Genomic DNA, 23,651 nt, shown 5'->3' on the forward strand with positions numbered 1-23,651 from the left:
GAAAATCGTCATAACGAAATAGACATTCTCGCTCATCCTGGCACTTTTTCAGCAAAGGTATGCACCTTATAGTTAAGCTATTCACTGTGGCTGACAACTTGAAGACTCTGACATCTAATCTTTCCAAGCGTGGACCGCACCGCGTCATGGTCGGTGATCTCGCTTTTACTGGCCTGCCGGGAAAGGTCTACACGCCTGCCGAGGGCAATGGCATCCCCGGTATCGCCTTCGCACACGATTGGCGCACACCGATTGAGGAGTACCACGCCACGCTGCGTCACCTAGCTTCGTGGGGCATCGCGGTCGCTGCTCCGGACACCGAAAATGGCATCGTGGCAGATCACCGTGGTCTCGCCAACGATTTGGAGACAGCGCTCCAGATTCTCGCTGGTGTCCGCCTCGGTGAGGGCAAAGTCGTCGTCCACCCGAAGAAACTCGGCGTTGCCGGTCACGGCATGGGCGCGGGCGTAGCCGTCCTCGCCGCTGCTGGTCACGACCTCATCTCCGGCGTTGGCTGCGTCTTCCCCGCAACTACCGCGCCTTCCTCCAGCGCCGCTGCAACTAATGTCTCGGCTCCGGGCCTCGTCCTGGCCCCTGGCGAGGATCAGTGGCTCGATCGCGGCAACCCGGCTCGCCTGGCTGTTCAGTGGAAGGGCGATGTCGTTTACCGCGAAGTAGACAAGGCTGACCAGGGCAGCTTCTCGGAGACAACTCTTCTCCGTCGTCTAGCGGGCTTCTCTTCCTCCAAGGTGAAGTACCAGGAGGTTGCGCGCGCCGCGCTCACAGGCTTCCTGCTGGCCACGGTCGGCGGCGACAAGAAGTACTCGGATTTCGCAGACCCGACCGCCACTATCAAGGGCACAACTAACCGCGATATGGAGTGGCTCATCAAGGAGCTGCCGGAAAACCCGGAGCACTCGCTGATTCCCGGCAAGTAGTCACTAGGCCACGCTTCAGGACACGCCCCGAATCGACTTCACCGTCGGCGTCCCTTTCCCCGCCCGCCCGAATAGCCGCGTAACGGTTCCCTTCGGTCGGGTGGTTTTTTGTTGCTTTTCGACGCCCGCCGCCACCTCCCTCTCCTTAATTTCGCGTGCTTTACGACGCTCTTCCAAACCCTGCAGTTCTTTCTGTGCCCTCTGTATCGCCGTATCGAACTCCTGCCTGGTCATTGCAGCAGCGTCGTAATAGGCCTGCCCAATCCGGTCATATTTCGCGGCATGCTTACTCCCCATTACCACTCACCTGCCGTTGGCGAATTGACCGCGCCCACAAGCTCCTGGGCGTTGGGCTGCTCAGGGGGTTCGGACACAGCGGAAGCAGATTCCTGCACTGATGCTGCCGAATCCTGGGCTGGTGCTGGCTGCGGCTCTGCTTGTTGTTGTTCTGGCTGCGGTTCCGCTCGCTGTTCTGCTTGCGTCTCCTGTGGCAGCTCGATTCCCAAGTGCTTTAGTTTCTCAGCTGGAGGAGGCGGTTCAGGAACATTTTCAGGTTCGGGCTCGGGTTCAGGTTCGGGCTTGGGTTCAGGTTCGGGCTTGGGTTCTGGTTCGGGTTCCGGCACACAGTCCTCCGGCGCAGGAGCTGGTGCTGGTGCTGGTGCTGGCGCAGGTGCCTGTTCGCACACTGGCTCTTCCGTCCCCGTGCACATGTCTAAGTTGAGCAGTGAGGACGCGACACTGCCTGCAACCCCGACAGCTCCCGCAATTCCAGCGATACTGGCCGCCCCGGCAGCGCCAATGGCACCTCCAACGGATATTCCAGCAGCAACGCCTGCCTCTATCCCAATATCAACGTTGGCAACGACCCCAATTCCACCAGCGGTAGCACCGTTGCCACCGGTTACAGTAGCTCCTTCGCCACTCCCAGACTCAGCCACCTCTGCACAGGCCGCCGAGGTAGCACCCGAACTGGCTGGAACAGTAGGAGGCTGCGGCGGGGTGGCGACCACCGCGGCCTCAGTGTCACACGCTGCCTGCTCAAGACATTGCTCGATGCAGGCATTGCGAGCATCGTAGAGCTGACCAGTGGAGTCGACGAGACTGTTACACACCTGCTGGGCCACTTGTGCTGCTTCGGCGCCGACCTCCGGATCGTCGACAAGCGCTTCGCACTGAGAGAGGACGCCGTCGGTTTGCTCGGCCATATCTTCGGCCTGCTTTTCGCAATCCTCAAGGACCTCGTCGACTTTCTTGCCGCACTCGCCGACGCTCTGCGCGCCATTCGCGGACTGCTCATCCTGATTCGCACAGTCCTGCGCGGCTTTATCACAGCGTTCCTTGGCGGCGTCGGCGGCATCGCCTTTCAAACCGCCCCAATCGAAAGCCATAGCAATAGTTATCGCGGAGGCTATCAACCCCACGGAGTTGGAGAACTTGGATAGGGCGCTGCCCTTCCAGCCGTCAGCGCGTCGCACCTTATCCAAGACTTTGGGCAGATTCTTGCCGATGCCGCCGACCCCGCGCTTGGCTCCAATACGGCTTCCACGGCCAATAACACGCACCAATATCGGAAGAATTCGAGCAACCCATGGCATCAGTCCACTACCTCAATTCCACCGAGGTCGGCGCTCCCGTCGCTGTCACAGCCTGCAAAGACACGCCACTGTTCCCGCACTGCCGGAGCATGATTGCCAAGTCCCGCGTACATCGATTGCCCGTGCTCACGCAGCCGCGCTGCCGCCTGCTGCAGACGACGCCCCTGGGCGGCAAAACCCTGGCCACAGTCTGCCGCGGAAATATCGGGAGCGCTTCCCCACCGCTCATGGCCTTCACGGCCGCGCTGCTCGATCTCTCGGGCAGCCGCTGTCACTGCATCTTCCGAAAAGTGCAGCAAGCCTCCGCCACTGCCTCCAGTAAAACGTGCGGACACGAAAAATCCCCTTCCCCGCGAAAAACAGTTCTTATTACTGTTAGGCGCGAAAAAAGGGGATTCGGTTCCGTTGAGGTACTAGCGCGGGTGCCCCCGGGGCTAACGAGCGCGGTAGATGCGCTTACACCCCTCAACACCAGTGAAGCTGAATGGGCCGGTGCCAATCAGGGCGTCGTCTCCCAGGTTGGAGTACTCACCCGGATCTTCATGCGTCACCTGAGCGTGGCGGTAGTAGGTCGGATCATCGAGCTTTACGCGTTCATCCAGTTCACGAGCATTATCTTCGGCGCGCAGCTGGGACTCGTAGCCCTCGACCACATTGCCGGTGAGGAACTCAGCAACCGAGCCGGAACCATAGGAGACAACAGCGACCTTCTTACCAGCCAGGTCCTTCTCGGTGTCCAGCAGCGAGAGCAGGCCGAAGTAGGCCGATGCTGTGTAGGAGTTACCGATGATGCGGTTGTACTCAGTAGTTGGGCCGAGCTGGCGGGCCTCGTCCTCTGCGGTGAGCTCCACACCGTTATTGGCCGAAAGCTGCCGGTGCGCCTTGTAGGCCATTTTGGTAAACGGCTGGTGGTAGCTGAAGTAGTCAATCTCGCTGAAGTCCACACCGCCGCGGGCACGGTAGTCCTCGTAAGCACCCTGAACAGCGTCGATGTAAGCACTAATAGAGAGCTTGCCCTCCACCAACGCCTGGCTGCGGTGGTTCGGACGCCAGAAGTCCATAACTTCGCGGGTAAAGACGCCCGAAGCCGCATCGATAGCCAGGATGCGCGGATTAGCGGTCACCAGCATGGCTACAGCACCTGCACCCTGGGTCGGCTCCGCAGCGGAGTCCAGGTCATAGCGGGCAATGTCGGAGGCGACAACGATGACCTTCTCCTCCGGATTGCGGGCCACCAGAGCGCACGCGAACTGCAGCGCCGCGGTACCGGAGTAGCAGGCCTGCTTCAGCTCGACAGAGCGCGCATGCGGGTCAAGACCGACCAACTCATGCACATAGACAGCAGCGGCCTTCGACTGGTCAATACCGGTCTCAGTGGCGAACATGATGGTGCGCACGCCGTCGATACCGTGGCGGTCCACAATCTTCTTCACCGCGGTCGCGGCCATCGTCACCGGATCTTCATCAGAGGCAACCACGCTGGAGCGTTCCTGCCCCAGGCCCTTGTGGTACTTTGCCGGTTCCGCTCCGAGTCGGGGCGCAATATCGGCGAGGTCAATGCAGTACGAACCCGTCGCAAAGGCGATATCATCAATACCGATCGGGGTCACATTGCTTGTTGTCATCAAAACCGTGCCTTCACTACCTCTACAGATTTTTAAGAAATAACGGGCAACGAAACATCCCTATGTCATCAGAACGGCCATCAGAGCAGTCATCAGACCACGGGATATTTTGCCCACAAAATGTTAATTGCCTACTACAGAAATCTAGCGCGTTTACCTGAGATTTGTCTTAGGTTTTGCGAATTGTCGCAAACGACTATTCACAAAGCACTACTTCGCACGCTCGATAGAAACGTGCGCCTCCATCAGCTCACCCGGGTTCGTCTGTGCCGCGAGCAGGGAAAGCTCACCACACCAGACGATTGCCGCGCAGCACGCTGCTAGACGACGGGCATTCTCGCCCGGCTCACGGTCCTCCTTGCAGCCCAGCGCCGTGAGATTCTTCTCCACGAAGTCCAAGCCCTTGCCGTTGCCCACGGAACCGACGATCAAATGTGGCAGGGTGCAGCTAAAGCGCACGGAGCCGTCGTCAAGCGCCTCTACCTGCGTCAGCCCCTGCGAGCCTTCGACGATATTCGCAGCGTCCTGACCGGTAGCGAGGTAAAAGCCCAGCAGCATATTGGCGTAGTGCGCATTACCGCTGCGCAGCGAACCGGCCATGATGGAGCCGACGAGGTTCTTGCGTTCGTTGAGCTCAGCCAGGCGCTTGGCAGTTGTGCGCAGACGCTCGCGGACAACCGGCTCCGGAATGACGGCCTCGGCGATTACGTACTTACCGCGGCCCAGAATGCCATTGACTGCGGAGGTCTTCTTATCGGTGCAGTAGTTGCCCGAGATGGAGCCATAGCCCAACTCTGGCATCTGCTCCATCAGGTAGGACATCAAACGCTCAGACGCCAGCGTGGCCATGTTGTGGCCCGAGGCATCACCGGAGAAGAAGTCAAAGCGGACAAAGAGAAGACGCGATGCGATCTGGAAGTGAATATCTACCAGCTTGGCAAAACGCGAGGAGGACTCCACGACCTTCTTCAGCTCGTCATAACGAGACAGGATGTTGTCGCGCGCAATGACGGCATCCGCTGCCGAGTCGAGAGTGAAAATCACCGATCGGGTCATCTTCTCACCGACGAAAGTGCAGGTAATGCCACCTTCGATCATGCGGGAGACCTTCGCACCGCGACCACACGACGGCCACAGCGGGGTCTCGTAAGTCGCCAGCGGAATCTTCACCTCGTCATTCATGACGTTGCCACTAATGCGCACCGGACCAATCCAGCTCAGCGGTACGTGTGCATATTCCAGGTCGTGCGAGCTCTTTTCAGCCATTGTCCTAAGCGACCCTTTCTAGCTGCATGCAGCTTCGGTTCCCAGCTTCTGTAAATTTCAGCTGTCTTAAATTCTACGGTCAAAAAACTGTGGTCAAAGTTGAGCGGCCAGCTTCAGCGGCAACGGCTGGATGCCAGCGGCTTGCCAGCGCGCGGTGATGTCCGCGGCAGTCTCCTCGGCATCGGCATCTTTTGAGACTCCCACCAGCGCGATTCCACAGTCACCACCACCGGAGCCACTGCTCTTGCCCGCAGACCCCGCGCCATCGGCGATGTCGGCGAGCGCTTTCAGTTTCTCCGTCTCGATGCACACAGCACGCTCACGCTCATAGTCCTGCAGCAGCGTCCGATTCTCACGCAGGCAGGCAAACGCCGCGGTGTGGTCGCCGTCGGCAAGCGCCTGCCAGAGTCTTTCGCTTATCGACGAGACCCCGCGCACAAAATCACGGTCTGCGCCACCGGCCTTCTTCAACTGCGAGTCCGTCTTCACCGGACTGCCCGTCCAGCCGACCAACAGTTGTAGCCCACCGAGGTCGGTGCGGGCGTCAATGCGAAGATTCGGCCACGGTGCCGCCACGGCAGCGACAGGATCAGCCGCCGCGAGCTCTGCGAGCGCCGTCGGATTCGGCCGGCGATAGAGCACCACCCCGCCATGCGCGGAGCACGCGATATCGCCGCCGGAACCAGCTGCACCAGCCAGAAGCGTGGCCACCATCGCAATCTTGTACACGTCCAGTGAATCCAGCTCCAGACCTAGGTGCGTCCCCAGCGCACGAGTCACAGCCACAGCGACAGCCCCGGAGGACCCCAGGCCATACTTCGCACCGCTGTCGGCGTCATCGAGGTCTGATTCAATGACGATATTGATGGGGCGCTCTGGGGTGTTTTCCAGCTCGCCCGCAGCAATGCGATAGACCAGGGAAATCGTATGGGTAGCGATGTCATCTGGTGCATCGATATCAATGACGCGCCCCTGCGGGCCGTAATAGCTGGAGTACACGCGAGAGACCGGCTGCGATGGGTCGGCACCGTGGCACCGAACCGTCACATAGCGGTTGACTCCTGCGATGACGGCCAGTCCCTCGACATCCATCACCGCATATTCGCCGGTGAGATACAGTTTGCCACAGCCGCGGCCGATGGACTCGCCTTCGATAGGTCCGCCTTTAGCGTTGCTCAACTACTCCCCCAGCTACACCAGGTAAGCGCCGGGGCCGGAGCCGGAAACCAGCACGTCAATATCCTCGAACTCTGCGCGGAAACGATCCGCGATGGTCTCGGCATCGCCGGTGCGGCACAGCACCTTCACGTTCGGGCCGGCATCCATGGTGGCGTAGCACTCAGTGCCCTCGTCACGCAACGTAGCGACGAGATCGAGAGCCGCCACCGAATCCGGATTCCAGTAACGCACCGGAGGAAGAGCCCCCAGCATAGTGGCGTGCATGCGCATGGCATTGGCCTCGGCAAGCTCGCCGACCGCCGTGAAGTCCGCAGCGGCGATGGCGGCCTTCATGTCCTCGATATCGCGGGGCACCTGCTCCACCCAGGCCGGGAAGAACGGTGATGTCTCGACCGTGCGACGCATGGCGGCACGGCTGTCAATCTTCTTGCGCCCCGGGGCCAAAACCGCCACGACCAGGGAGAGGTCCAGGCCGGAATCCGGCAGAGCCACTGCGTGGCTGGAAGCATCGTCATCGCCGGGCAGCCACTCAACGAGGCCGCCGAAAATAGAGCGACAGGCCGAGCCCGAACCGCGACGGGCCAGAGCCGAGAGCTGTTCCGGGGTGTAGTCCAGGCCGTAGGCCTTCGCCGCGGCCAGCGCGAGAGCGCCAAAACCCGACGCGGACGAAGCCAGACCCGCACCCGTCGGAATCTCGTTGGTGCTGGTCACCTCTGCGAAGCTAGTGCTGCCCGCACGCTCGCGGACCAAATCCAAAAACTTCTGGACACGGGAGAGGTCCTTGCCCACCATCTCCTGGCCGTTCAGAGTGCCCGAGTCGGCGGTGACGCTGGGATCGTCGATAAGCGACACCGTGGTCGTCGTCGGAGCGATGCCCAGAGTAAGGGACAGCGAACCTGTGGCCGGTAGCTGCACGGCCTCATCGCGCTTGCCCCAGTATTTAATCAGGGCGATGTTGGGATGAGCGACGGCGGTAACGGTCGTGGTCACGAGGGATTTACCTCCACAGTCCAAGTAGCAACGGCATTGGCGCCCATCATGGCATGGCTAATCAGTTCCGCGTGATCGGCGGACTCTGCCAGCGCCATCACACAGCCACCGCAACCGGCACCAGTGAGCTTTGCCCCGTGGGCACCTGCCAGTCGGGCGGCAGTGACGAGATCGGTGATGGACTCATGCCCAACACCTAGTTCCTCTAGCGCTTCCTGCGCCGAGTCCATGCGATGTCCCAGACGGGCAAAATCGCCCTTGGCCAGGTTGTGCACCGCGCCATCGGCCAGCTGCCCCAAGTGGTCCAGCAACTCTTGGCCGTGGACTCGGTGGGAATCGACGAAACCACGCACGCGGGCAACGGCCAGCGACGTCGAACCACGCACACCGGTATCCCCCAGCACTAGCCACATCTTCTTGGCCACCTTCAGCGGATGGAACTCACCCTGCTTGAAGTAAACCGGACGCGATGCGCGGGCAACCGTGGCATCCAGGCCAGAGGGGTTACCGTGCGCCAGACGCTCAGCTTCCTGCACCAGGTCAAAGCGCTGACGCTCGGTCAGAGTGCCATCGGCGAGGTCACGCACTGCGTCGATAAGCGCATGTGCCACTGCGGCAGAACCACCCAGCCCTGCAGCGGGTGGGATACCGGAGCGGAGACGAACCAGCAGGTCGCGTTCGGGAATACCGAAGGTGCGCAGGCCAGCGCGGAGTGCAGCGGCGATGGAGGCAAAGCGCTCCGGCAGCTCGTCGATGTCGATGACCTCGCCGTCCATGGAAAACAGGACGGGAGAATCCTCCACGCGGTCAATCCACGCCATCGTGCGCAGCGACGTCACCGGCAGTGCGATAGCCGGCTTGCCGTAGACGACAGAGTGCTCGCCCAACAAAATCGACTTGGCATGGCCTTCACCGAATGCGGCACCCTGTTCATTGGCCAGGGCATAGAACTCCCCGGTCTCCAATTCCTCGGACTTGTCGAGGCCGAAGTCGTCGACGCTGGCGTTTTCTACGCTGGTCACGAAGCTACACATCCTTTTCCGAAACCGACTGTGCGGCAGCCTGCGCCTCCGCTGGGCCATGGATACCCGGCACACCCGCAATGTCGAAACCGTACTTGGAGAACTTCTCCGCCCCGACACCCCAGACGTGGTTAAACCACTCCGTCATCGGTTCGTTCGCACGACGTTCTGCGAGCTCCTGCGGGGTCACGTACACCACTTCATCGACCTCATCGGGGTTGATATCCACCGACTTCGGATCGACGATGCCGGCGTACACGTGGTTGTACTCGTGCTCCGCCAATCCCGAACGATCATCGATGACCTGGTAGATAACAATGCCGATTTCCTCCAACTGGGAGACATCCGCACCGAGCTCTTCCTTCGCACGACGCTCAACGGCATCGGCCACCGGCTCCCCCGGCAGCGGGTGCGAGCAGGTCGCATTCGTCAGCAGCAGTGGTGAGTGATACTTCGACTCCGCACGGCGCTGCAGCAGCATGCGTCCCTGCTCATCGAAGAGGAAAAGAGAAAAAGCACGGTGCAAAATTCCCGGCGGAACGTGTGCTTCAAGCTTGCCGACGGTACCGAGAACCCGACCGTCACGATCGACTACCTCTACCTGGATGTCGGCTTCACCCGGGGCAAAGCGGGCTTTAATGTCCTCTGGCGCATCATTCATTTCCACACTCCTGACTCTAGACTGCGGCCACAACCGCAGCTAACTCCCCGGCAATCTTGCGGGCCGATTCCGCATCGGCGGCCTCCACCATGACGCGGAAGAGCTCCTCGGTGCCGGACGGGCGCAACAGCACGCGACCGGTGGAACCCAGCTTCTCCTCGGCTGCATCGATGGCGGCCTTGACGTCATCAGACTCCAGAATTGCGGCCTTGTTGGACACCGGCACGTTGATAAGAGTCTGCGGCAGCACCTTCATTACGGAGGCCAGCTCAGCCAGAGACTTACCGGTGCGTGCCATCCGCGCCATGAGGTACAGACCGGTGAGGGTGCCGTCACCAGTGGTGGCGTGATCCGGAATGACCACGTGCCCCGACTGCTCACCGCCGAGCGAGTAACCGCCAGCGTTCAAATCAGCCAGCACATAGCGGTCGCCGACCTTGGTGGTACGCAGGGCGATATCGTTTTCCTCCATCGCCAGCTTGAGGCCGAGGTTACTCATCACAGTGGCCACCAGCGTGTTGTGGTGCAGTAGCCCCTCTTCCTTCATGGCGACGGCCAGGATGGCCATGATTTGGTCACCATCGACGATGTTGCCCTGCGAGTCCACAGCCAGGCAGCGGTCGGCATCGCCATCGTGAGCCAGACCCAAATCCGCGCCGTGCTCCAGCACTGCCGCGCGCAAAACCTCAATGTGGGTGGAACCGCAGTTGTCGTTGATGTTGTAGGAGTTCGGCTTGTCGTGAATAGCGACGACGTCGGCACCGGCGGCCGCGTACGCCATGGGGGCGGCCTGCGAAGCAGCACCATTTGCACAATCCACCACGACGCGAATGCCGTCGAGCTTGGTGCTGACCGCACGGGAGAGGTGGAACAGGTAGCGGTCGAGCCCGTCTGGGGCCTCCTCGATGACACGACCCACTCCGGTGCCCGTGGGGCCGGTCTCCGGCAGGTTGTGGAGAGCGTGTTCGATTTCCTTCTCCACCGCGTCGTCAAGCTTAGTGCCGCCCGCGGCGAAGAACTTGATGCCGTTGTCCGGCATGGGGTTGTGAGAAGCCGAAATCATCACACCCATGTCGGCACCGTAGTCGTCGGTGAGGAAAGCGACAGCCGGAGTGGGCAGCACGCCGACACGCAAAACGTCGACGCCCTGGGAAGCCATGCCGGCAGACAGCGCTGCGGCAAGCATCTCACCGGAGACACGCGGATCGCGGCCAACAATGGCCAGGGGACGACGCCCCGACGGATTCGTGCCGCTAGTCAGCACAGTGGCCGCAGCAGCACCCAGCCGCATTGCCAGCGGTGCGGTCAGAGTCTTATTAGCCAAACCGCGGACGCCATCAGTTCCGAAAAGACGTGCCATTGTTGCTAGACCACTCCTTGGGGGTTTTATGAGTTTTGGTATCGCGGACTATTGCATTGTCAATGCTGTATTACTTTAGCCGGTCGCGCAGGCGAATCCAGACTAGCCACAGGACACAATTGGCTGCGGGTCATAAACCGTAGTCTGAGTTTCACGCGATATCTCCGCGCCCGAGAGGTCCCGAATGACGCGTGTATCAGAAGTGGTGAAGCCCTGCGCACCCGACGACGGCTGGCAAGAGCTGCCACTGACCTGCATACGCTGTGGTTGCGTGTATGCCCAACGGCCACCATTGATGGACTCAACGTTGACCTTCTTCACACCCTTGATGCGCACAGTGACGTCGGAGCCAGTAGTAACGGCCTCGATGAGAATCGGAGTGTCGGAACTGTTCTTAAACGCTAGGTCGATTGCGCCCTCGTACACCGTCGCCTCACGGCCGGCCGGGTAACGCGAAATGTAGTAACTGTGCGGGGTGTGCGCGACATCCTCCATGCCCGCAAAGTACGAAGCATTGTACAAAGTGGTGGCGAACTGGCTAATGCCACCGCCGACAGCCTTATCCGCATGGCCGTTGAGGATGATGCCCGACTCGACAAAACCCTGCGCAGTACCGCGCGGCCCCGTGTAGCCGTTCAGGCTGAATGTATCGCCCGGCGCCACGAATGCGCCGTTGACCATCTGCGACACCAGGGCAATGTTTGTTCCCGATGCCGAGCTGAAGCCACCGGTGGTGAACTCACCAATGACATCATCGAAGGTGGCACTTTCCGCTTGTTCTGTAGTGTAGGTGGCGGGCTTGTCCTCGTAGACCGCATCGAACTCGCGCTCATCCGTCGAAGTCACACGCTCGGCGAAGTCCTTCATAGTTTCATCCCACTTCACGGCTACGCCATCAACCGAGGGGACCACTTCACGCGAACCACCGCTGAAGCGTATCGACGCATTGCGCTTATCAACCTCGGAAGCAGCCAGCCCCTCCTCGAGGATCTCGCGTGCGCGGTCGACATTAATATCGGCGGCCAATCCACCGTCGCGCGGCACAAAGCTGATGATTTCAGCCATGCGCTCCGGCGGAATTACACCCTCTTTGCCATCACGGCCCTTGGCAACAATGGGGCCCGACACCGCATCGGCGGCCTCTCCCTCAGCTGCCTCACGGACCTGCTCCTCACCGATAGCCGGGTCGTGCGCGGTGGTCTCTACATCGATACCCTCCGGCGACAACCACTTGGCGGCCAAATCCCCGCTGACCGCATTGCGGTCGACATCTTGGCCGATGACCGGTGGAGTTGTTTCCACGCGGCCGTCGACAAGCTTGACCTCGCCATCGACGGGAGCAATAGTCAGTTCGCCGACGAGACGGTCGACCTGCGGCTCGAACTTAGAGCTATCGATATCGCTGACCAAATCCAGCTCACGAGTAGTAAAGAAACTGCGCACCCAGGTAACTGGGTTCGCCGTCTGCTTACCCGCCTGCGCGACCGTCTTCTCCCAGTCGATGCTCAGCCCCGCCTCCTCGGGCAGAACCTCCGCCGTGCGTTCGCCGGCACGAAACGCCACTGGATGAGTGGAAAGATCACCGAGCTGCTCTTCGAGCTTCGCCTCAGCACGATTCGCGCTCAGCGTGCTGATGTCAATACCCGCAACGGTAGACCCGCGCGGGACATGGTCCTTGTTCAGCACGTAATCGACAGCGTAAAACACACCGAAGAGCGCGAAGATACCGAGGACGATGCCGAGGAAAATCTTTAATCCACGGTGACTGGAGGAAGACTTTTGTTTGGCCACAGCCACTTACTTTACCGTGGAAACACTACTAACTAGATTTTTATTAGATTCCGCAGGTGCCCGGAATGCGTTTCTTGTTCTTCGCATACTGCTGGAAAGCATCGACCACGGCATTGGCATAGACCTCGGCGCCATCGGGGGTCGGGTGGATAAGGTCCGCGCGCAGCTTGGACAAATCATCACGCACACCATGGCACCAGTCAGCCACATAGACATTGTCGCGCTTCTTTGCCGCGTCGAGGACTTCCCTCTCCGACTGCGGCATCCACACACGATCACCGTACGGGTTGATTAGGACAATGATGCGGTCTTCACCCAGCGAATCGAGGATCTCATCCAACAGGTGTTCGTCCGATGCCGCAGCCGACTGATTGATACCAAGACCCAGCACGACGAATGGATCGAGCGTACCCACCGCCTTCATACTCGCGATGATCTCCGGGGCGGCCGGATAACCACGGGAAACAGCCGCATCGATATAGATACCGGGCAGCTTCTCTTCCAACGCGGACGCCGAGGCGAGCATCACAGAGTCGCCGATAGCGGTGATCTGGTCACCACGCGGCATAACGCGCTTGGCCAACTCGGCTTCCTCCGCCTTCTGAGCCTGCGCACGGCGCTCAGCTGCCTCCTGTAGCTGCGCCTCCAGACGTGTCATCTTCGGCGCCGTAGCCATTCCCACAACTGCACCAACCACGACGACCAGCGCCAGCCCTGCTGCAACGCGCGGCTTCCAGGAACCGGCAAACTGCGTGCCCGAAAACTGCGCCATCCAACGGCGGTAACCCATCCGGCGAATTGGCGATTCCACATTCTTGTATGACCAGTTCGCCAAAAGCAGCGATAGCGCAATACCTGCGCAGGCAGCGAGGTTCTCATACTGCATGGCCTCACTGCGCTCCAACAGTTCGCGGATGAGCACGATGACCGGCCAGTGCCACAGGTACAGCGAGAAAGAAATCTTTCCCAGCCAGCACAGTGGCTTGAACTCAAAAATCTGACGCACGGGTGAGACACCGCGAACGACAAGATAGAGAATCGCCGCCGACAGCAACGAGGCGAACACCAACCCACCGCGGTAAGTCGCCGACGCGGTATCCGACATCACCAGCAAAACCAACGAAAGGAAGATCAGCGGCAGCGAGGCCACTACGAAAGCTTGGGCAGAACTGCCAAAGAAGTCCCGCAGCAGGGGTTCTGTGCGTGGCCAGGAGTCCGCTTCCGCGCGTGACGACGTCGACGTCAACCACAATGCGAGGGCCGCGCCAAACAGGAGTCCAAAGGCGTGAGTATCGGTGCCGTAGTAGACCCGCGTGGGGTCGACCTTCGGATCGTAGAGCGAGACCATCCACACGAAAGAAGCAACCGCCCCAATGCCCGCCACTGCTGCCAGCTTGCGAGATGCCAGCTTCAGGGCGAGAAGAGCCACAAAGATCAATGGCCAGAGCAAGTAGAACTGCTCCTCCACCGACAGTGACCAGTAGTGCGCTAACAGCTGCACTCCGGAATCCGCGAAATAGGACTGAGAGCCCGCAATCTGCGTCCAGTTATTGACGAAAAAGACCGTGCCGAGAAACTGCGTCGACAAGCCAACAGCGGGATCCCCGCCGACCAGACCTGCGACGGCGATGGAAATAAACAACACGAACATCGCAGCCGGAGCGATGCGGCGCAGCCGACGAAGCCAGAAGTCCTTTAGATCGATGCGCCCAGTGACCGCGCGTTCGCGCACCAGAAGCGAGGTGATAAGAAATCCGGAGAGCACGAAGAAGATATCCACACCGATGTAGCCACCGGGCAGCACATTATCGAAGTAGTGGTAGATCACCACTGTGGCAACGGCCAGACCGCGCAGCCCATCAATGCCTGGTACGCGTCGAATGCGGAAGGGATGCTTCGCCACCGACGACGAGCTAGAGGAGCTCTTCGCGTCGGAGGTCTTGGTGGCTGTGGTGCTCACCGCCATACGATTTCCTTCTTCCCATCGCACTGCAATCGCACTTTCATCGCACTGCAATCGCACCGCGATAAACGATTCTCGTGGCAGTTTTTAACGGATAAAAGTCTAACGTACGGGGCTTGTCTCAAAAATGCAGCCATGCCTGGTCACGGCGGACTTTAACCCAAAAAAGCACCTCGGCTTGCGTGTAATACGCAAACTGAGGTGCTTTTCGAAGCAGTAAAGCTTAACGCTTGGAGTACTGCGGTGCGCGACGGGCCTTGTGCAGACCAGCCTTCTTGCGCTCGACAGCACGAGCGTCGCGGGTGAGGAAGCCAGCCTTCTTGAGAACGCTGCGCTCCTCCGGGTTGAACTCGTTCAGGGCACGAGCGATAGCCAGGCGCAGAGCACCGGCCTGACCGGACGGGCCACCACCGTTGATGTTGGCCTTGATGTCGAACTGGCTCTCGCGCTCGACCAGGACCAGCGGATCCTTGATCTCCTGCTGGTGCAGCTTGTTCGGGAAGTAATCCTCGAGCTCGCGGCCGTTGCAGACAATCTTGCCGGAACCAGCGATCAGAACGACGCGGGCGACAGCGCGCTTACGACGACCGACAGTCTGAATCGGACGATCCAGGGTCAGCGGTGCAGCCGGAGCAGCCTCAGCCTCGGTCTCGGTAGCAACTGCGTCGCCGATGGAAGAGGTGAACTCTTCAGTGGCAGCAGCAGCGGCAGCCTGAACATCATCGTAGGAAGCCTCGGTGGCCTCTACGTTCTGGTTCTCATTGACGTCCTGTGGGTTGGTCACTGTGCCACCGCCTTGATCTCGTAGTTTTCAGGCTTCTGACCGGCGAACGGGTGCTCGGAACCGGCGAAGACGTGCAGCTTCTTGATGGACGCACGCGAAAGCTTGTTGTGCGGCATCATGCCCTCAATAGCCTCAGCGATAACACGCTCCGGGTGAACCTCGAGGGAACGACCCAGGGTCATCGACTTCAGGCCGCCCGGGAAGCCCGAGTGGCGGTAGCGCATCTCACGTTCCCGCTTGTTCGAGGAGACGTGCACCTTATCGGCGTTGATGATGATGACGTGGTCACCGCAGTCGACGTTAGGGGCGAAGTAAGCCTTGCCCTTACCGCGCAGCAAGTCTGCGGCGTGAGTAGCCAGACGGCCGAGAACAACGTCGGTAGCGTCGATGACGTACCACTTGCGCTCGATGTCACCGTCCTTCGGATGGAAAGTAGACAACATGACTCCTTTTAGGGTCCGTGTAGATTTGCCAGCCACCGTGCACACTGTTGTTATTCCCCGGCGGCCGGTGGAGACCCGAGGCAACATTCACGTGTGCGCACACAGTTTGCCTACTCTACCTTGAGATGGCACTAGAACAAAAAATGCCAAAGCCAGTCTCAGCCGCAAACTGCTGAGACTGGCCTTCCCCCCCCTGGAGTGCTGCTAGCAAGAATACTTCAAAGGCAGATACCTAACTGAAGATCTCAATTGAGCAATGTCCTCCCCTCCCCCGGTTACATAGCTCAATCAAAAGTGCCTCAATCAGGAACCAAGTTATCCCCAGCTAGCTGCCGCGCGGCGGTTAATATCCGCCATTCGCTGGCTACCTGCGCTGACCGTATCCGCGATAGTCGTGAGAATCATATTGAGCTCCTCCGCTGCTGTGTCCCATTCACGCTGAGCCTCCTGGTAAGAATCCGAAGAGTCACCCTCCCACGTAGAGACCATCGGCGCGATGCGCTTCTTCAAATCTCCGAGCAGCCCGTTGATGGTGCCAGAAGTGGACCGAATGTCATCGGCAGCACCGTCGATGCCGCCAAAACTGTACCTAATTGGTTGCATTAAGAACCCTTTCCCCAAGAGGTGATGTGTGTTGTGTGATTCAGTGTTGTGGTTGTGCGATTCGATAAAACGTTTAGAGGTTCAGCAACGACGCACCCGCTGCTGCCACCTGCTTGAACGACGACGCCCCCTCGTCCTCGCCCGCATCGAAGCTGCTGGAATTGGCGCGGATGTTGTCCGCGATATCCGTCAGCGCATTGGACAGACGCATAGCTGCGTCATCCCAACGAAGCATCAGATCATCGAAGCTGTCTTTAGCCTGGCCCTTCCATTCCCCCGCCAGACCGTCCACGACGCCTCGAATGCGACCCAGCTCGCCCTGTACTTCCGAGTTGACGCCATCGACGTCCCCCGCGGTAGTGGTCATTTGATCTGATTCGGCTGCAAATAGGTTTGCCACTGTTTCCCCCTTATTCGTGTTGAGTGACTGATTAACGACGGCATTTTTACCTCCCCGCGCGAGCCAGCCAGCTTCCCGCGTTAAAAACCCGTCATATTGTTTGGCGCGAAAAACCCCGATTCGGTTCCATTTTGGTTTTTCAACCTTTACCCCTACCTACCCCCGCCCATCCCCCAGTCACCTTCTCTACGCCCCTTGCGTATTACGGCACCGGCCGAGCGCTTACTACTGCCTGGTCGCATACGGGTCGTACCGGCGCAATAGTCCTTCCTCTGAACTGGCACCCCACACTGACTTGAGTTCCGTCCATCACTTTGTGATGCCAGAGCACCATCGAATTACCTGACGGCAGCCGCTCCTCTACGACTACGACATCGGTGCCCAGTACTTGTCTGCGTTCCGGCGCGGACTTTGTCTCATCCCCGGCAACGGAGCTGCTCAAAGCAGCGGCTAGATGTTCAAGCGCCATGTCCTGCGAAAGCGGGCTAGCGAGCACCAAGACGCGCATATCTCCTCCATCCACCGCAATCAGACGGTCTAACGGACTTGCCGAGTCAAGCTCCCACCCGCCGGGAAACCGAGCTTCCACGCCCGCATTGGTCAGTTTGACTACGGGAGCAGAATCGGGACCTGGTTTCGATGTGGATGGAGGCGTCGTTACAGGAGGCGTAGTTACAGGAGGAGCCTGTGCGTGCGATGTCTCACGCTGCTTCTGTCTCCCTTCGTTCTCCCTAACTATGCCGCCACTAATGAGCCATGCAGCAATCCCAACAATCAGAACCACCACCGTCAACAAACCAACGGCAGCTACTGACACAACTGTGCTTTGATTCGACGCTGAGCTGACTTCTGCCCTGGCTGCAGGACGCCGCCCCGCGAAATCCTCCGACGGCTCCACTTCACCGGCTTCAGCGTCGCCGATGTTTTTCAACCAGGCCGGATTTACGCACTCCCCGAGCCGCGATGCTGGGCAGTCGAAGACTAAAAATCCACGGTCGCGCAGACGATCGACTAGTAGAGCTCGCCGCGGGTTCGCTAGCCCGGGTGGAACTTCGCCGACGATGAACTCAATATCCTCCTGCCAGCGGGGCGGATACTCAGTGATACCGCGCCCACCACTAACTTCCACATCATCGGGTATCCCCTGGGGCGCATCCGGATACATGGTCAGCTGATAAGCCAGCGCAATGACTGTTTCCACCAATGGTGCGCTGTCGTTCGCTCCGACCAAATGTGTCATCCGACTGGCAATGTGGCCCCCGCTCAGACGAGTGACACAGACACGCGTTTCCTCTACTTCCACCAACACGCTATGAGACACAGTTGCCTCATCGAGTTCCACAACGGCGTCGGCAAGCGTCAGGATGTACGGATTGAGTTCGGTAGCCAATAGCGCGGAGGCCAGCCGGCACTGTCGCACAGCACCCCAATAGCTGGGCACAATGACTGTTTGCATGCTCTCGAGAAGCGGTCTAGGGCCATGCACCGCCAGTTCTGCGGTGTCTGCAGGTGCCGCGAGTCCCCACAGGTGCCAGGTGCCGTGGCGCAGCGTCGGGGTCTGGGTGGTGGAAGAAGATTCGACCCGAATCATCAACTGTCCTCCTGGTCACCAGCGGTATCCAACCAACCCAACTGCACAATCTGCGGACTCTGGCCGTGCGCCACCCAATAGCCACGGCCCGGCGGCTGCTCGCAAGGCTTTACGCCGAGGATGGGGCCGTCGTCGCGTGTGCCGTCCATAACAAAGACGCTGGCACCCTGGTCCTTAACCGCACCCATGACCGGGTCGTGGAGGGATCGCAACGCCCCGCTGATTCGACGGGCAAAAAAGATATTGAGCCCAATGTCGGCGGCGTGAGCGATGACTTCTGCCAGCGGCTGCAAGGGGTTACCCCGCGAGCCGGCCACGAGGTCATAGTCGTCCACGATGACATTGATGGTTGGACCACTCCACCAATTTCGGGCCTTCAACTGCGCTGGGGTGATATCCGGTTGCGGGAGACGGGCCTTCAGTACCTCTGCCAGCTCTGCCAGCATGGGTGTCGCCACCGCAGCCGAGCCCGCATAGCCGGCCAGCCGCTCTTGGGGCACGGCCTCCATTAGCCCACGGCGGTAGTCAATTACGACGAATTTCGAGTCCGACTGCGAGTACCGCAACTGGTGAACGATGCCCCTCAACGCGGCGGTTCTGCCACTGCCTGCCGAACCGAATATCAGTAGGTGACGATCCTTATCTGGGTGGAATATCACCGCGCCCAGACCGGCTTCTTCGAGCCCCACTGCAATCGCACCTCTCGCAGCGGCCGCTGGTCGCGGCAAACGCGCAATATCAATCCGCCGTGGCAACAACTGGAGCTTTGGTGCCTGCTCACCGTGCGGCGCTGTCTCTGCAATCCGCTTAGTGTCTGCAGCGCCGGTGAGAGCTACCAGCATCGCAAACCCGCCCGGCGCGACTCCGCGTCCTGGGCTCTCCGGCACCAGCTCCGCTGCCTTGCGGTCAATCATTGAATCCATCGACTCCGCCTGCCGCAGCTCAATCCGAGTACCAATCAGGTCGCGAACGGCAGGTCTCATGTCCGTCCAGCGATAGGCCGTGAGCAGGACATGAATTCCCACCGCCAATCCATCTGCAACCAGCGCCTGCACATCGTCACTCAGCGCCGGAAACTCCGTTTTGAACGCACCCCAGCCGTCAATGACCAACACCGAATCCGGCTGACCCGCCGCCCGTGCTGCTTCCGGAGAGAGCCATCCATTAGTGCGAAAGAGCTGTTCCCGACGACTTACCTCACGACGCAAGAAACCAATCGTACGGCGAATAAGCTCCTCGTCTCCGCGGTGTGCAACCGACGCGACATGCGGCAACTCAGCCAGGTCGCTCAAGCCGCCCGCACCACAGTCGACGATATAAAAATGCAGGTCACGGGCGCTGATGCCGTCGGCAAGCGCGAGGATCACTGTGCGTGCGGCAGTGGTCTTTCCTGACCGCGGCGCTCCGACGATTGCCATGTGCCCGCCGGTCGTGCGCAGGTCAATACGCAGTGGGTCCTGACGCTGAAACAGCGGCTTGTCCACCAGCCCAATCACACCGGTCAATCGCTGTCGCGGCAGCTGTTCGTCGGGCTGAAGCTCGATGGCCTCCGGCAATGGTGGCAGCCACACCCGATGCGCACGTGTCGATACGTGCGACACCGCTGCCACCACGGCACCGAGCACCGTCTGCTCCGATGTCTGCACAGGCGGATCGGCCATTCCACCATCGCTTGACGACGCACCGAAAGCCTCCCGCGTCCAATTTTCAGCGGTAAATTCAGCGACAGCTGCAGCCTGGCCCTGCAGCCCCTGCTCTGCCCCAGCCGTCGCACCGTCAATAGGCTGCGGACGGACCACCGGGCCGGAAACATACGCCGACCGAAACCGCACCGGCTCGGCGGCAGCAGATTTGATATATCCGATGCCCGGGATGGCCGGCAGATGATAGGCGTCCGGAACGCCCAGCACGCTGCGGGACTCCGCGACGGAAAAGGTCTTCAACCCAATACGATAGGAAAGATGGCTTTCCAACCCGCGCAAGCGGCCTTCCTCCAGGCGCTGACTGGCCAGCAGCAAATGCATGTGCAAACTGCGCCCCAACCGACCAATCGCAACGAAGAGCTCAGCAAACTCCGGGCGTGCGGAGAGCAGCTCCGAAAACTCATCCACCACAATCAGCAACGCAGGCATGGGTGGCGCATCTATCTGCCCAGCGCGTCGGGCTTGCTCATAATCGCTGACACCGGCAAAATTCCCCGCAGCGCGTAGCTGCTCTTGACGCCGCGTCATCTCACCCCGCAGTGCGTCTTCCATGCGGTTGACCAGGATAAGCTCCTGCTCCAAGTTGGTAATCACCGCCGAAACATGAGGCAATTGATCTAGGCCCAGAAACGTCGCCCCGCCCTTGAAGTCCACCAGCACAAAGTTCAACTGATCCGGGCTGTGCGTAGCTGCGAGCCCTACCACGGTCGTTCGGAGGAATTCCGACTTACCCGATCCTGTGGCACCAACGCACAGACCGTGTGGCCCCATGCCGCCCTCGGCACTCTCCTTAAAATCCAGATAGACCGGCGCGCCGCTGTCATCAGCCCCCACAGGAATTCGCAGACGCGCACTGCCGTAGCGCGGTCGGTAGCGCAGAGTTGTCGGAGGCGGATACAGCCCGAGCTCCTCCATCACCGGATCTTCTGAGGTCTTAACGGAATCATCTGCGCTTGTTGGCACTTCAAAACGCGCCAAGCTCCGCCCAAGCACCTCCGCTTCTGCTGGACTCAGCTGATCAGGTACGCCAATCTCCTCCCGTCCGGACGCGGTTTCCGCATGCACAGCAGTAGTGGAAACAACCAGCGCGATGCCATGGTGAACCGCTGCCTCCCACAACGTTGACTGCGCTTCCACGACGGTCAGCAAAACTACCGAGGTCTCCGACCCCGCCGCGTCAAAAATCGGTGTCAGTTCAGTGACATCGTGCTGTCCGTTCGAATCCGCCAGCACAATCAGCACTGCAGCTGGCAGTGTGTCGATAGCCGTGAGCAGCTCAGTCAGCTGCGCACACGTCGCCGCCCGCAACCGCGCTGGGCCACAGGCATCAGTAACTGCGGGGTGTCCGTGGTGTGGCGTCCATTTCAGCCATTCCCACTCATCTCCCACAACTGCAATCAGGCAATCCTCCGGATGATGCAGCGCAGCAGCTTGGGCGACCATTGCTCGAGCCAGCCCCTGCGCCGCGGTATCTCCAGTGAGCGCGATGATCTCAAAGGCCGACACATCTATGGCAAAGGGCACTCCCTCAACCTGACGAGCCGATCGAATAACTTCCCGCAGTGCTACGGCGGAAACCGGATCCAGTTTCTCCGGCGCCGGAATTGCCGGTGGTGTTACGGGCGTTGCGGGCTGCTGCGTTGCCACCCCGATGCGCAGCTGCAAGAAATCCGGGTCCCCCTTTCGGCGTTCGCACGCCCGCCCCATCACCCCCAGCTGCCACAGAGTTCCAGGCCGAGGGTGGATAAACTGCGCCGATTCACGCTGCATCCTCGCTGCTTTCGCCACCGCGCGGCGAATACTGGACAAATGCCTCTGATAGTCCTTCCGCGCCGGTGCCATGTCCTTATTTCCCGCCCCTCCCGACACCATCATGCCCACAGTGGAAAACACCATCATCAGCGGAAACATAAACGACATCGGGTTACGTCCCATCCCAGAGACAAACATCAACACCACCATGCCGACCACCGCCACGACCATGATTAACGGCATGAGTGCACGCATCAGCGGCACCGGCTGTGGCTCGGGCGCTTCTGGAGGCGCATCCGGCGCGATTGTGCCCGTCATAGGCTGCGGCCCCGCTTTTCGGGTAGCCGAAATCTCCGCCTGTGCACTAGTCACAAAAATCCCCCCGCTATGTGTCGCCCCTTGTGTTCACTCGACGGCCAATCCCCCGACCAATCGGTGTACGCATAGCTTAAAACACACTCCGGATTCTCGCAGCGCATGACCGAAACTGATAGCGGGGGCACGCGCAGTTACTACTCCGAGTAGCGCTCTAGCGAGTTGTACGACACTCTAGAGGGACTAAAGCATGCAGAATTCATGGGGGAAATACATGCTGGGGGAACTCATTCGCGTGCGCATTGATGCCGCACACATGCCCGAAGACACCAACCGAGCACACGCAGACCTTGCGTTACCGACCAACGTCGCAATCGCCGCACTTGTACCGGATATCCTGCAAATTTTCGATATCGACATTGCGGACTTCCCGCTGGCACAGTGGCAGCTACGGACCGCCACTGGCACGATTTTGCTTGCCGACGACACCCTGAACGATGCCGGTATTGCACCAGGCGAACGCCTGGTTGTTATCAACGACCCAGGTCCCGTGCCCAAACCTCGACTCTTCGATGCCGCCGATGCTATTACCGACACCACCTATACCGACGGTATCGGGACGGCTGATTTGGTTGTTGGCTGTACCGCCGCCCTCGTGGCCACGGCTTCAATCGCAGCTGCCTCACTGAGCTTGAGCAGTACCGATTCCACACTGGCCGCGGCAATCAGCTTCATCGCGCTGCTGGCAGTAGCGGGTGGACTGCGCCTGGCTCTGTTGCGTAGCGCAAAACCGGCGATTGTCATGTCCCTGGAGCTGCAAGTGCTCATTCTGGGCACCGCTTCGGGACTCTGCTTCGTTGGCCTCGACCTACACCGCATACTCACCGACTGGCCGCCGACTGCTGCGATTAGTGTCGCGCTTGCCGTCATCGGTTTGATTTTTCTCATTTCCAACACCGGCGACGGCGACAACCGCATCACCGTTACCCTGGGCGCGACGAGTCTCAGTGCTGCAGTTACCTTCGGTATTTACGCTGCGGCTGTCGCACTTTTCCACAACTCGGTTCAATCAGGAGCGCTCACCGCTGCTAGTGCAGTCATCCTGATACTGCTGGCACCTTCCATCGCTATCAAGGCTGCCGGTATTCGCGTACCCAAAGTCCCTGCCGCCGGCGAGAGCTTCGATGACAGCGAAACTCCCGAAATATCCCACAACGCACCTAAGCGAGCGGGGTGGATTCTCGATGGCATCCTCTGCAGTGGCACCGGAAGTCTCAGCATCTTCACCCTGGTGGTACTTTTCTCCGGAGCCTATGCGAACAAGTGGTGGCCTCTAGGCATGGCTGCTGCTGTCATAGTCTTTTGTGCAATTCACTCCCGTGGCCAAGCCCGGAAAGTAGCTTCCACCTGTACTGCTTTAGCTGGTCTTGCCGTCATTGTGGCCGTCGCCTTTCAACAGTGGTTCGAGGGCAATTGGCCAGTCGCCGCTGGCCTGGTCGTCCCCATGCTTGCAGCCACCGCCTTAGCCGCATTTCCCGCGTCACGCATCTCACCTACAACGCGCCGCATAGCTGAGCTAACCGAGGCCTGCAGTATCGCCGTTATTTTGCCCATTGCGGCCATCATTGCCGAATTCCCTGAGTTCGTAAGTGGGTTCTTCCAGTGAAAAA

General features: G+C 60.0%; 20 protein-coding genes. 2 read left to right on the forward strand and 18 right to left on the reverse strand.

Annotated features, from left to right (window positions below):
• Positions 1-86 precede the first annotated feature (86 nt).
• The gene (locus tag HMPREF2820_RS07180; RefSeq protein WP_246822237.1) at positions 87-938 is read left to right on the forward strand and encodes a dienelactone hydrolase family protein; all 852 of its coding nucleotides are present in this window, start codon (positions 87-89) and stop codon (positions 936-938) included.
• Positions 939-953: 15 nt separating this feature from the next.
• Here HMPREF2820_RS07180 and HMPREF2820_RS07185 read toward each other — a convergent pair whose 3' ends face one another.
• From HMPREF2820_RS07185 to eccCa, 18 genes are all read right to left on the reverse strand, one after another.
• Entirely contained in the window at positions 954-1,235 is a 282-nt protein-coding gene (locus HMPREF2820_RS07185) for a hypothetical protein (protein WP_070603523.1), read from the reverse strand.
• Positions 1,235-2,533: a hypothetical protein gene (locus HMPREF2820_RS07190; protein WP_070603524.1), complete on the reverse strand. Its 1,299-nt coding sequence runs from the start codon at positions 2,531-2,533 to the stop codon at positions 1,235-1,237. Before HMPREF2820_RS07190 ends, HMPREF2820_RS07185 begins: the two co-directional genes overlap by 1 nt.
• Positions 2,533-2,868, reverse strand: a complete 336-nt coding sequence (locus tag HMPREF2820_RS07195) for a hypothetical protein (protein WP_016422101.1) — start codon at positions 2,866-2,868, stop codon at positions 2,533-2,535. The genes HMPREF2820_RS07190 and HMPREF2820_RS07195 overlap by 1 nt, the downstream gene beginning before the upstream one ends.
• Before the next feature lie 99 nt (positions 2,869-2,967).
• The gene (locus HMPREF2820_RS07200; RefSeq protein ID WP_016422100.1) at positions 2,968-4,158 is read right to left on the reverse strand and encodes a hydroxymethylglutaryl-CoA synthase; all 1,191 of its coding nucleotides are present in this window, start codon (positions 4,156-4,158) and stop codon (positions 2,968-2,970) included.
• A gap of 210 nt (positions 4,159-4,368) precedes the next feature.
• Positions 4,369-5,424 carry a hydroxymethylglutaryl-CoA reductase (NADPH) gene (locus tag HMPREF2820_RS07205; protein WP_016422099.1) on the reverse strand — a complete coding sequence of 352 codons (1,056 nt, stop codon included), beginning with the start codon at positions 5,422-5,424 and terminating at the stop codon, positions 4,369-4,371.
• Between the two features lie 93 nt (positions 5,425-5,517).
• Positions 5,518-6,603 (reverse strand): phosphomevalonate kinase, encoded by a 1,086-nt coding sequence (locus HMPREF2820_RS07210; RefSeq protein ID WP_049169975.1) that lies wholly within the window; start codon positions 6,601-6,603, stop codon positions 5,518-5,520.
• Positions 6,604-6,615: 12 nt separating this feature from the next.
• A complete protein-coding gene (gene mvaD, locus HMPREF2820_RS07215; protein ID WP_070603525.1) occupies positions 6,616-7,593 on the reverse strand; it encodes a diphosphomevalonate decarboxylase in 978 nt (325 codons plus the stop codon).
• Positions 7,590-8,615 (reverse strand): mevalonate kinase, encoded by a 1,026-nt coding sequence (mvk, locus tag HMPREF2820_RS07220; protein WP_101687816.1) that lies wholly within the window; start codon positions 8,613-8,615, stop codon positions 7,590-7,592. The genes mvaD and mvk overlap by 4 nt, the downstream gene beginning before the upstream one ends.
• A 4-nt stretch (positions 8,616-8,619) precedes the next feature.
• Positions 8,620-9,276: an isopentenyl-diphosphate Delta-isomerase gene (gene idi / locus HMPREF2820_RS07225; protein WP_016422095.1), complete on the reverse strand. Its 657-nt coding sequence runs from the start codon at positions 9,274-9,276 to the stop codon at positions 8,620-8,622.
• 16 nt (positions 9,277-9,292) lie between these two features.
• Entirely contained in the window at positions 9,293-10,636 is a 1,344-nt protein-coding gene (gene glmM, locus HMPREF2820_RS07230; protein WP_070603526.1) for a phosphoglucosamine mutase, read from the reverse strand.
• Positions 10,637-10,738: 102 nt separating this feature from the next.
• Positions 10,739-12,427 (reverse strand): VanW family protein, encoded by a 1,689-nt coding sequence (locus tag HMPREF2820_RS07235; RefSeq protein WP_070603658.1) that lies wholly within the window; start codon positions 12,425-12,427, stop codon positions 10,739-10,741.
• Between the two features lie 43 nt (positions 12,428-12,470).
• Entirely contained in the window at positions 12,471-14,393 is a 1,923-nt protein-coding gene (locus HMPREF2820_RS07240) for an acyltransferase family protein (RefSeq protein ID WP_070603527.1), read from the reverse strand.
• Between the two features lie 220 nt (positions 14,394-14,613).
• The gene (gene rpsI, locus HMPREF2820_RS07245; protein WP_070603528.1) at positions 14,614-15,174 is read right to left on the reverse strand and encodes a 30S ribosomal protein S9; all 561 of its coding nucleotides are present in this window, start codon (positions 15,172-15,174) and stop codon (positions 14,614-14,616) included.
• Positions 15,171-15,614 (reverse strand): 50S ribosomal protein L13, encoded by a 444-nt coding sequence (rplM, locus tag HMPREF2820_RS07250; RefSeq protein ID WP_005509852.1) that lies wholly within the window; start codon positions 15,612-15,614, stop codon positions 15,171-15,173. Before rplM ends, rpsI begins: the two co-directional genes overlap by 4 nt.
• 318 nt (positions 15,615-15,932) lie before the next feature.
• The gene (locus HMPREF2820_RS07255) at positions 15,933-16,220 is read right to left on the reverse strand and encodes a WXG100 family type VII secretion target (protein ID WP_016422090.1); all 288 of its coding nucleotides are present in this window, start codon (positions 16,218-16,220) and stop codon (positions 15,933-15,935) included.
• A gap of 73 nt (positions 16,221-16,293) precedes the next feature.
• The gene (locus HMPREF2820_RS07260; RefSeq protein WP_005510029.1) at positions 16,294-16,620 is read right to left on the reverse strand and encodes a WXG100 family type VII secretion target; all 327 of its coding nucleotides are present in this window, start codon (positions 16,618-16,620) and stop codon (positions 16,294-16,296) included.
• A gap of 202 nt (positions 16,621-16,822) precedes the next feature.
• Entirely contained in the window at positions 16,823-18,211 is a 1,389-nt protein-coding gene (locus HMPREF2820_RS07265) for a type VII secretion-associated protein (protein WP_070603529.1), read from the reverse strand.
• On the reverse strand, positions 18,211-22,038 hold the full coding sequence (gene eccCa, locus HMPREF2820_RS07270) for a type VII secretion protein EccCa (protein WP_141751988.1): 3,828 nt from the start codon (positions 22,036-22,038) through the stop codon (positions 18,211-18,213). The genes HMPREF2820_RS07265 and eccCa overlap by 1 nt, the downstream gene beginning before the upstream one ends.
• A 193-nt stretch (positions 22,039-22,231) precedes the next feature.
• On the opposite strand from eccCa, the gene eccD reads away from it, so the two are divergent.
• Positions 22,232-23,647 carry a type VII secretion integral membrane protein EccD gene (gene eccD, locus HMPREF2820_RS07275; RefSeq protein WP_246822238.1) on the forward strand — a complete coding sequence of 472 codons (1,416 nt, stop codon included), beginning with the start codon at positions 22,232-22,234 and terminating at the stop codon, positions 23,645-23,647.
• The last annotated feature ends 4 nt before the right edge of the window (positions 23,648-23,651 follow it).

This window comes from Corynebacterium sp. HMSC064E08, from assembly GCF_001811805.1.
Lineage (GTDB): Bacteria > Actinomycetota > Actinomycetes > Mycobacteriales > Mycobacteriaceae > Corynebacterium > Corynebacterium jeikeium_D.

Bases quoted from the DNA above. Each gene is read 5' to 3' on its own strand.
- HMPREF2820_RS07185 (WP_070603523.1), bottom strand. From the start codon at position 1,235: ATGGGGAGTAAGCATGCCGCGAAATATGACCGGATTGGGCAGGCCTAT.
- HMPREF2820_RS07190 (WP_070603524.1), bottom strand. From the start codon at position 2,533: ATGCCATGGGTTGCTCGAATTCTTCCGATATTGGTGCGTGTTATTGGC.
- HMPREF2820_RS07200 (WP_016422100.1), bottom strand. From the start codon at position 4,158: ATGACAACAAGCAATGTGACCCCGATCGGTATTGATGATATCGCCTTT.
- HMPREF2820_RS07205 (WP_016422099.1), bottom strand. From the start codon at position 5,424: ATGGCTGAAAAGAGCTCGCACGACCTGGAATATGCACACGTACCGCTG.
- idi (WP_016422095.1), bottom strand. From the start codon at position 9,276: ATGAATGATGCGCCAGAGGACATTAAAGCCCGCTTTGCCCCGGGTGAA.
- glmM (WP_070603526.1), bottom strand. From the start codon at position 10,636: ATGGCACGTCTTTTCGGAACTGATGGCGTCCGCGGTTTGGCTAATAAG.
- HMPREF2820_RS07240 (WP_070603527.1), bottom strand. From the start codon at position 14,393: ATGGCGGTGAGCACCACAGCCACCAAGACCTCCGACGCGAAGAGCTCC.
- HMPREF2820_RS07255 (WP_016422090.1), bottom strand. From the start codon at position 16,220: ATGCAACCAATTAGGTACAGTTTTGGCGGCATCGACGGTGCTGCCGAT.
- HMPREF2820_RS07265 (WP_070603529.1), bottom strand. From the start codon at position 18,211: ATGATTCGGGTCGAATCTTCTTCCACCACCCAGACCCCGACGCTGCGC.
- eccD (WP_246822238.1), top strand. From the start codon at position 22,232: ATGCAGAATTCATGGGGGAAATACATGCTGGGGGAACTCATTCGCGTG.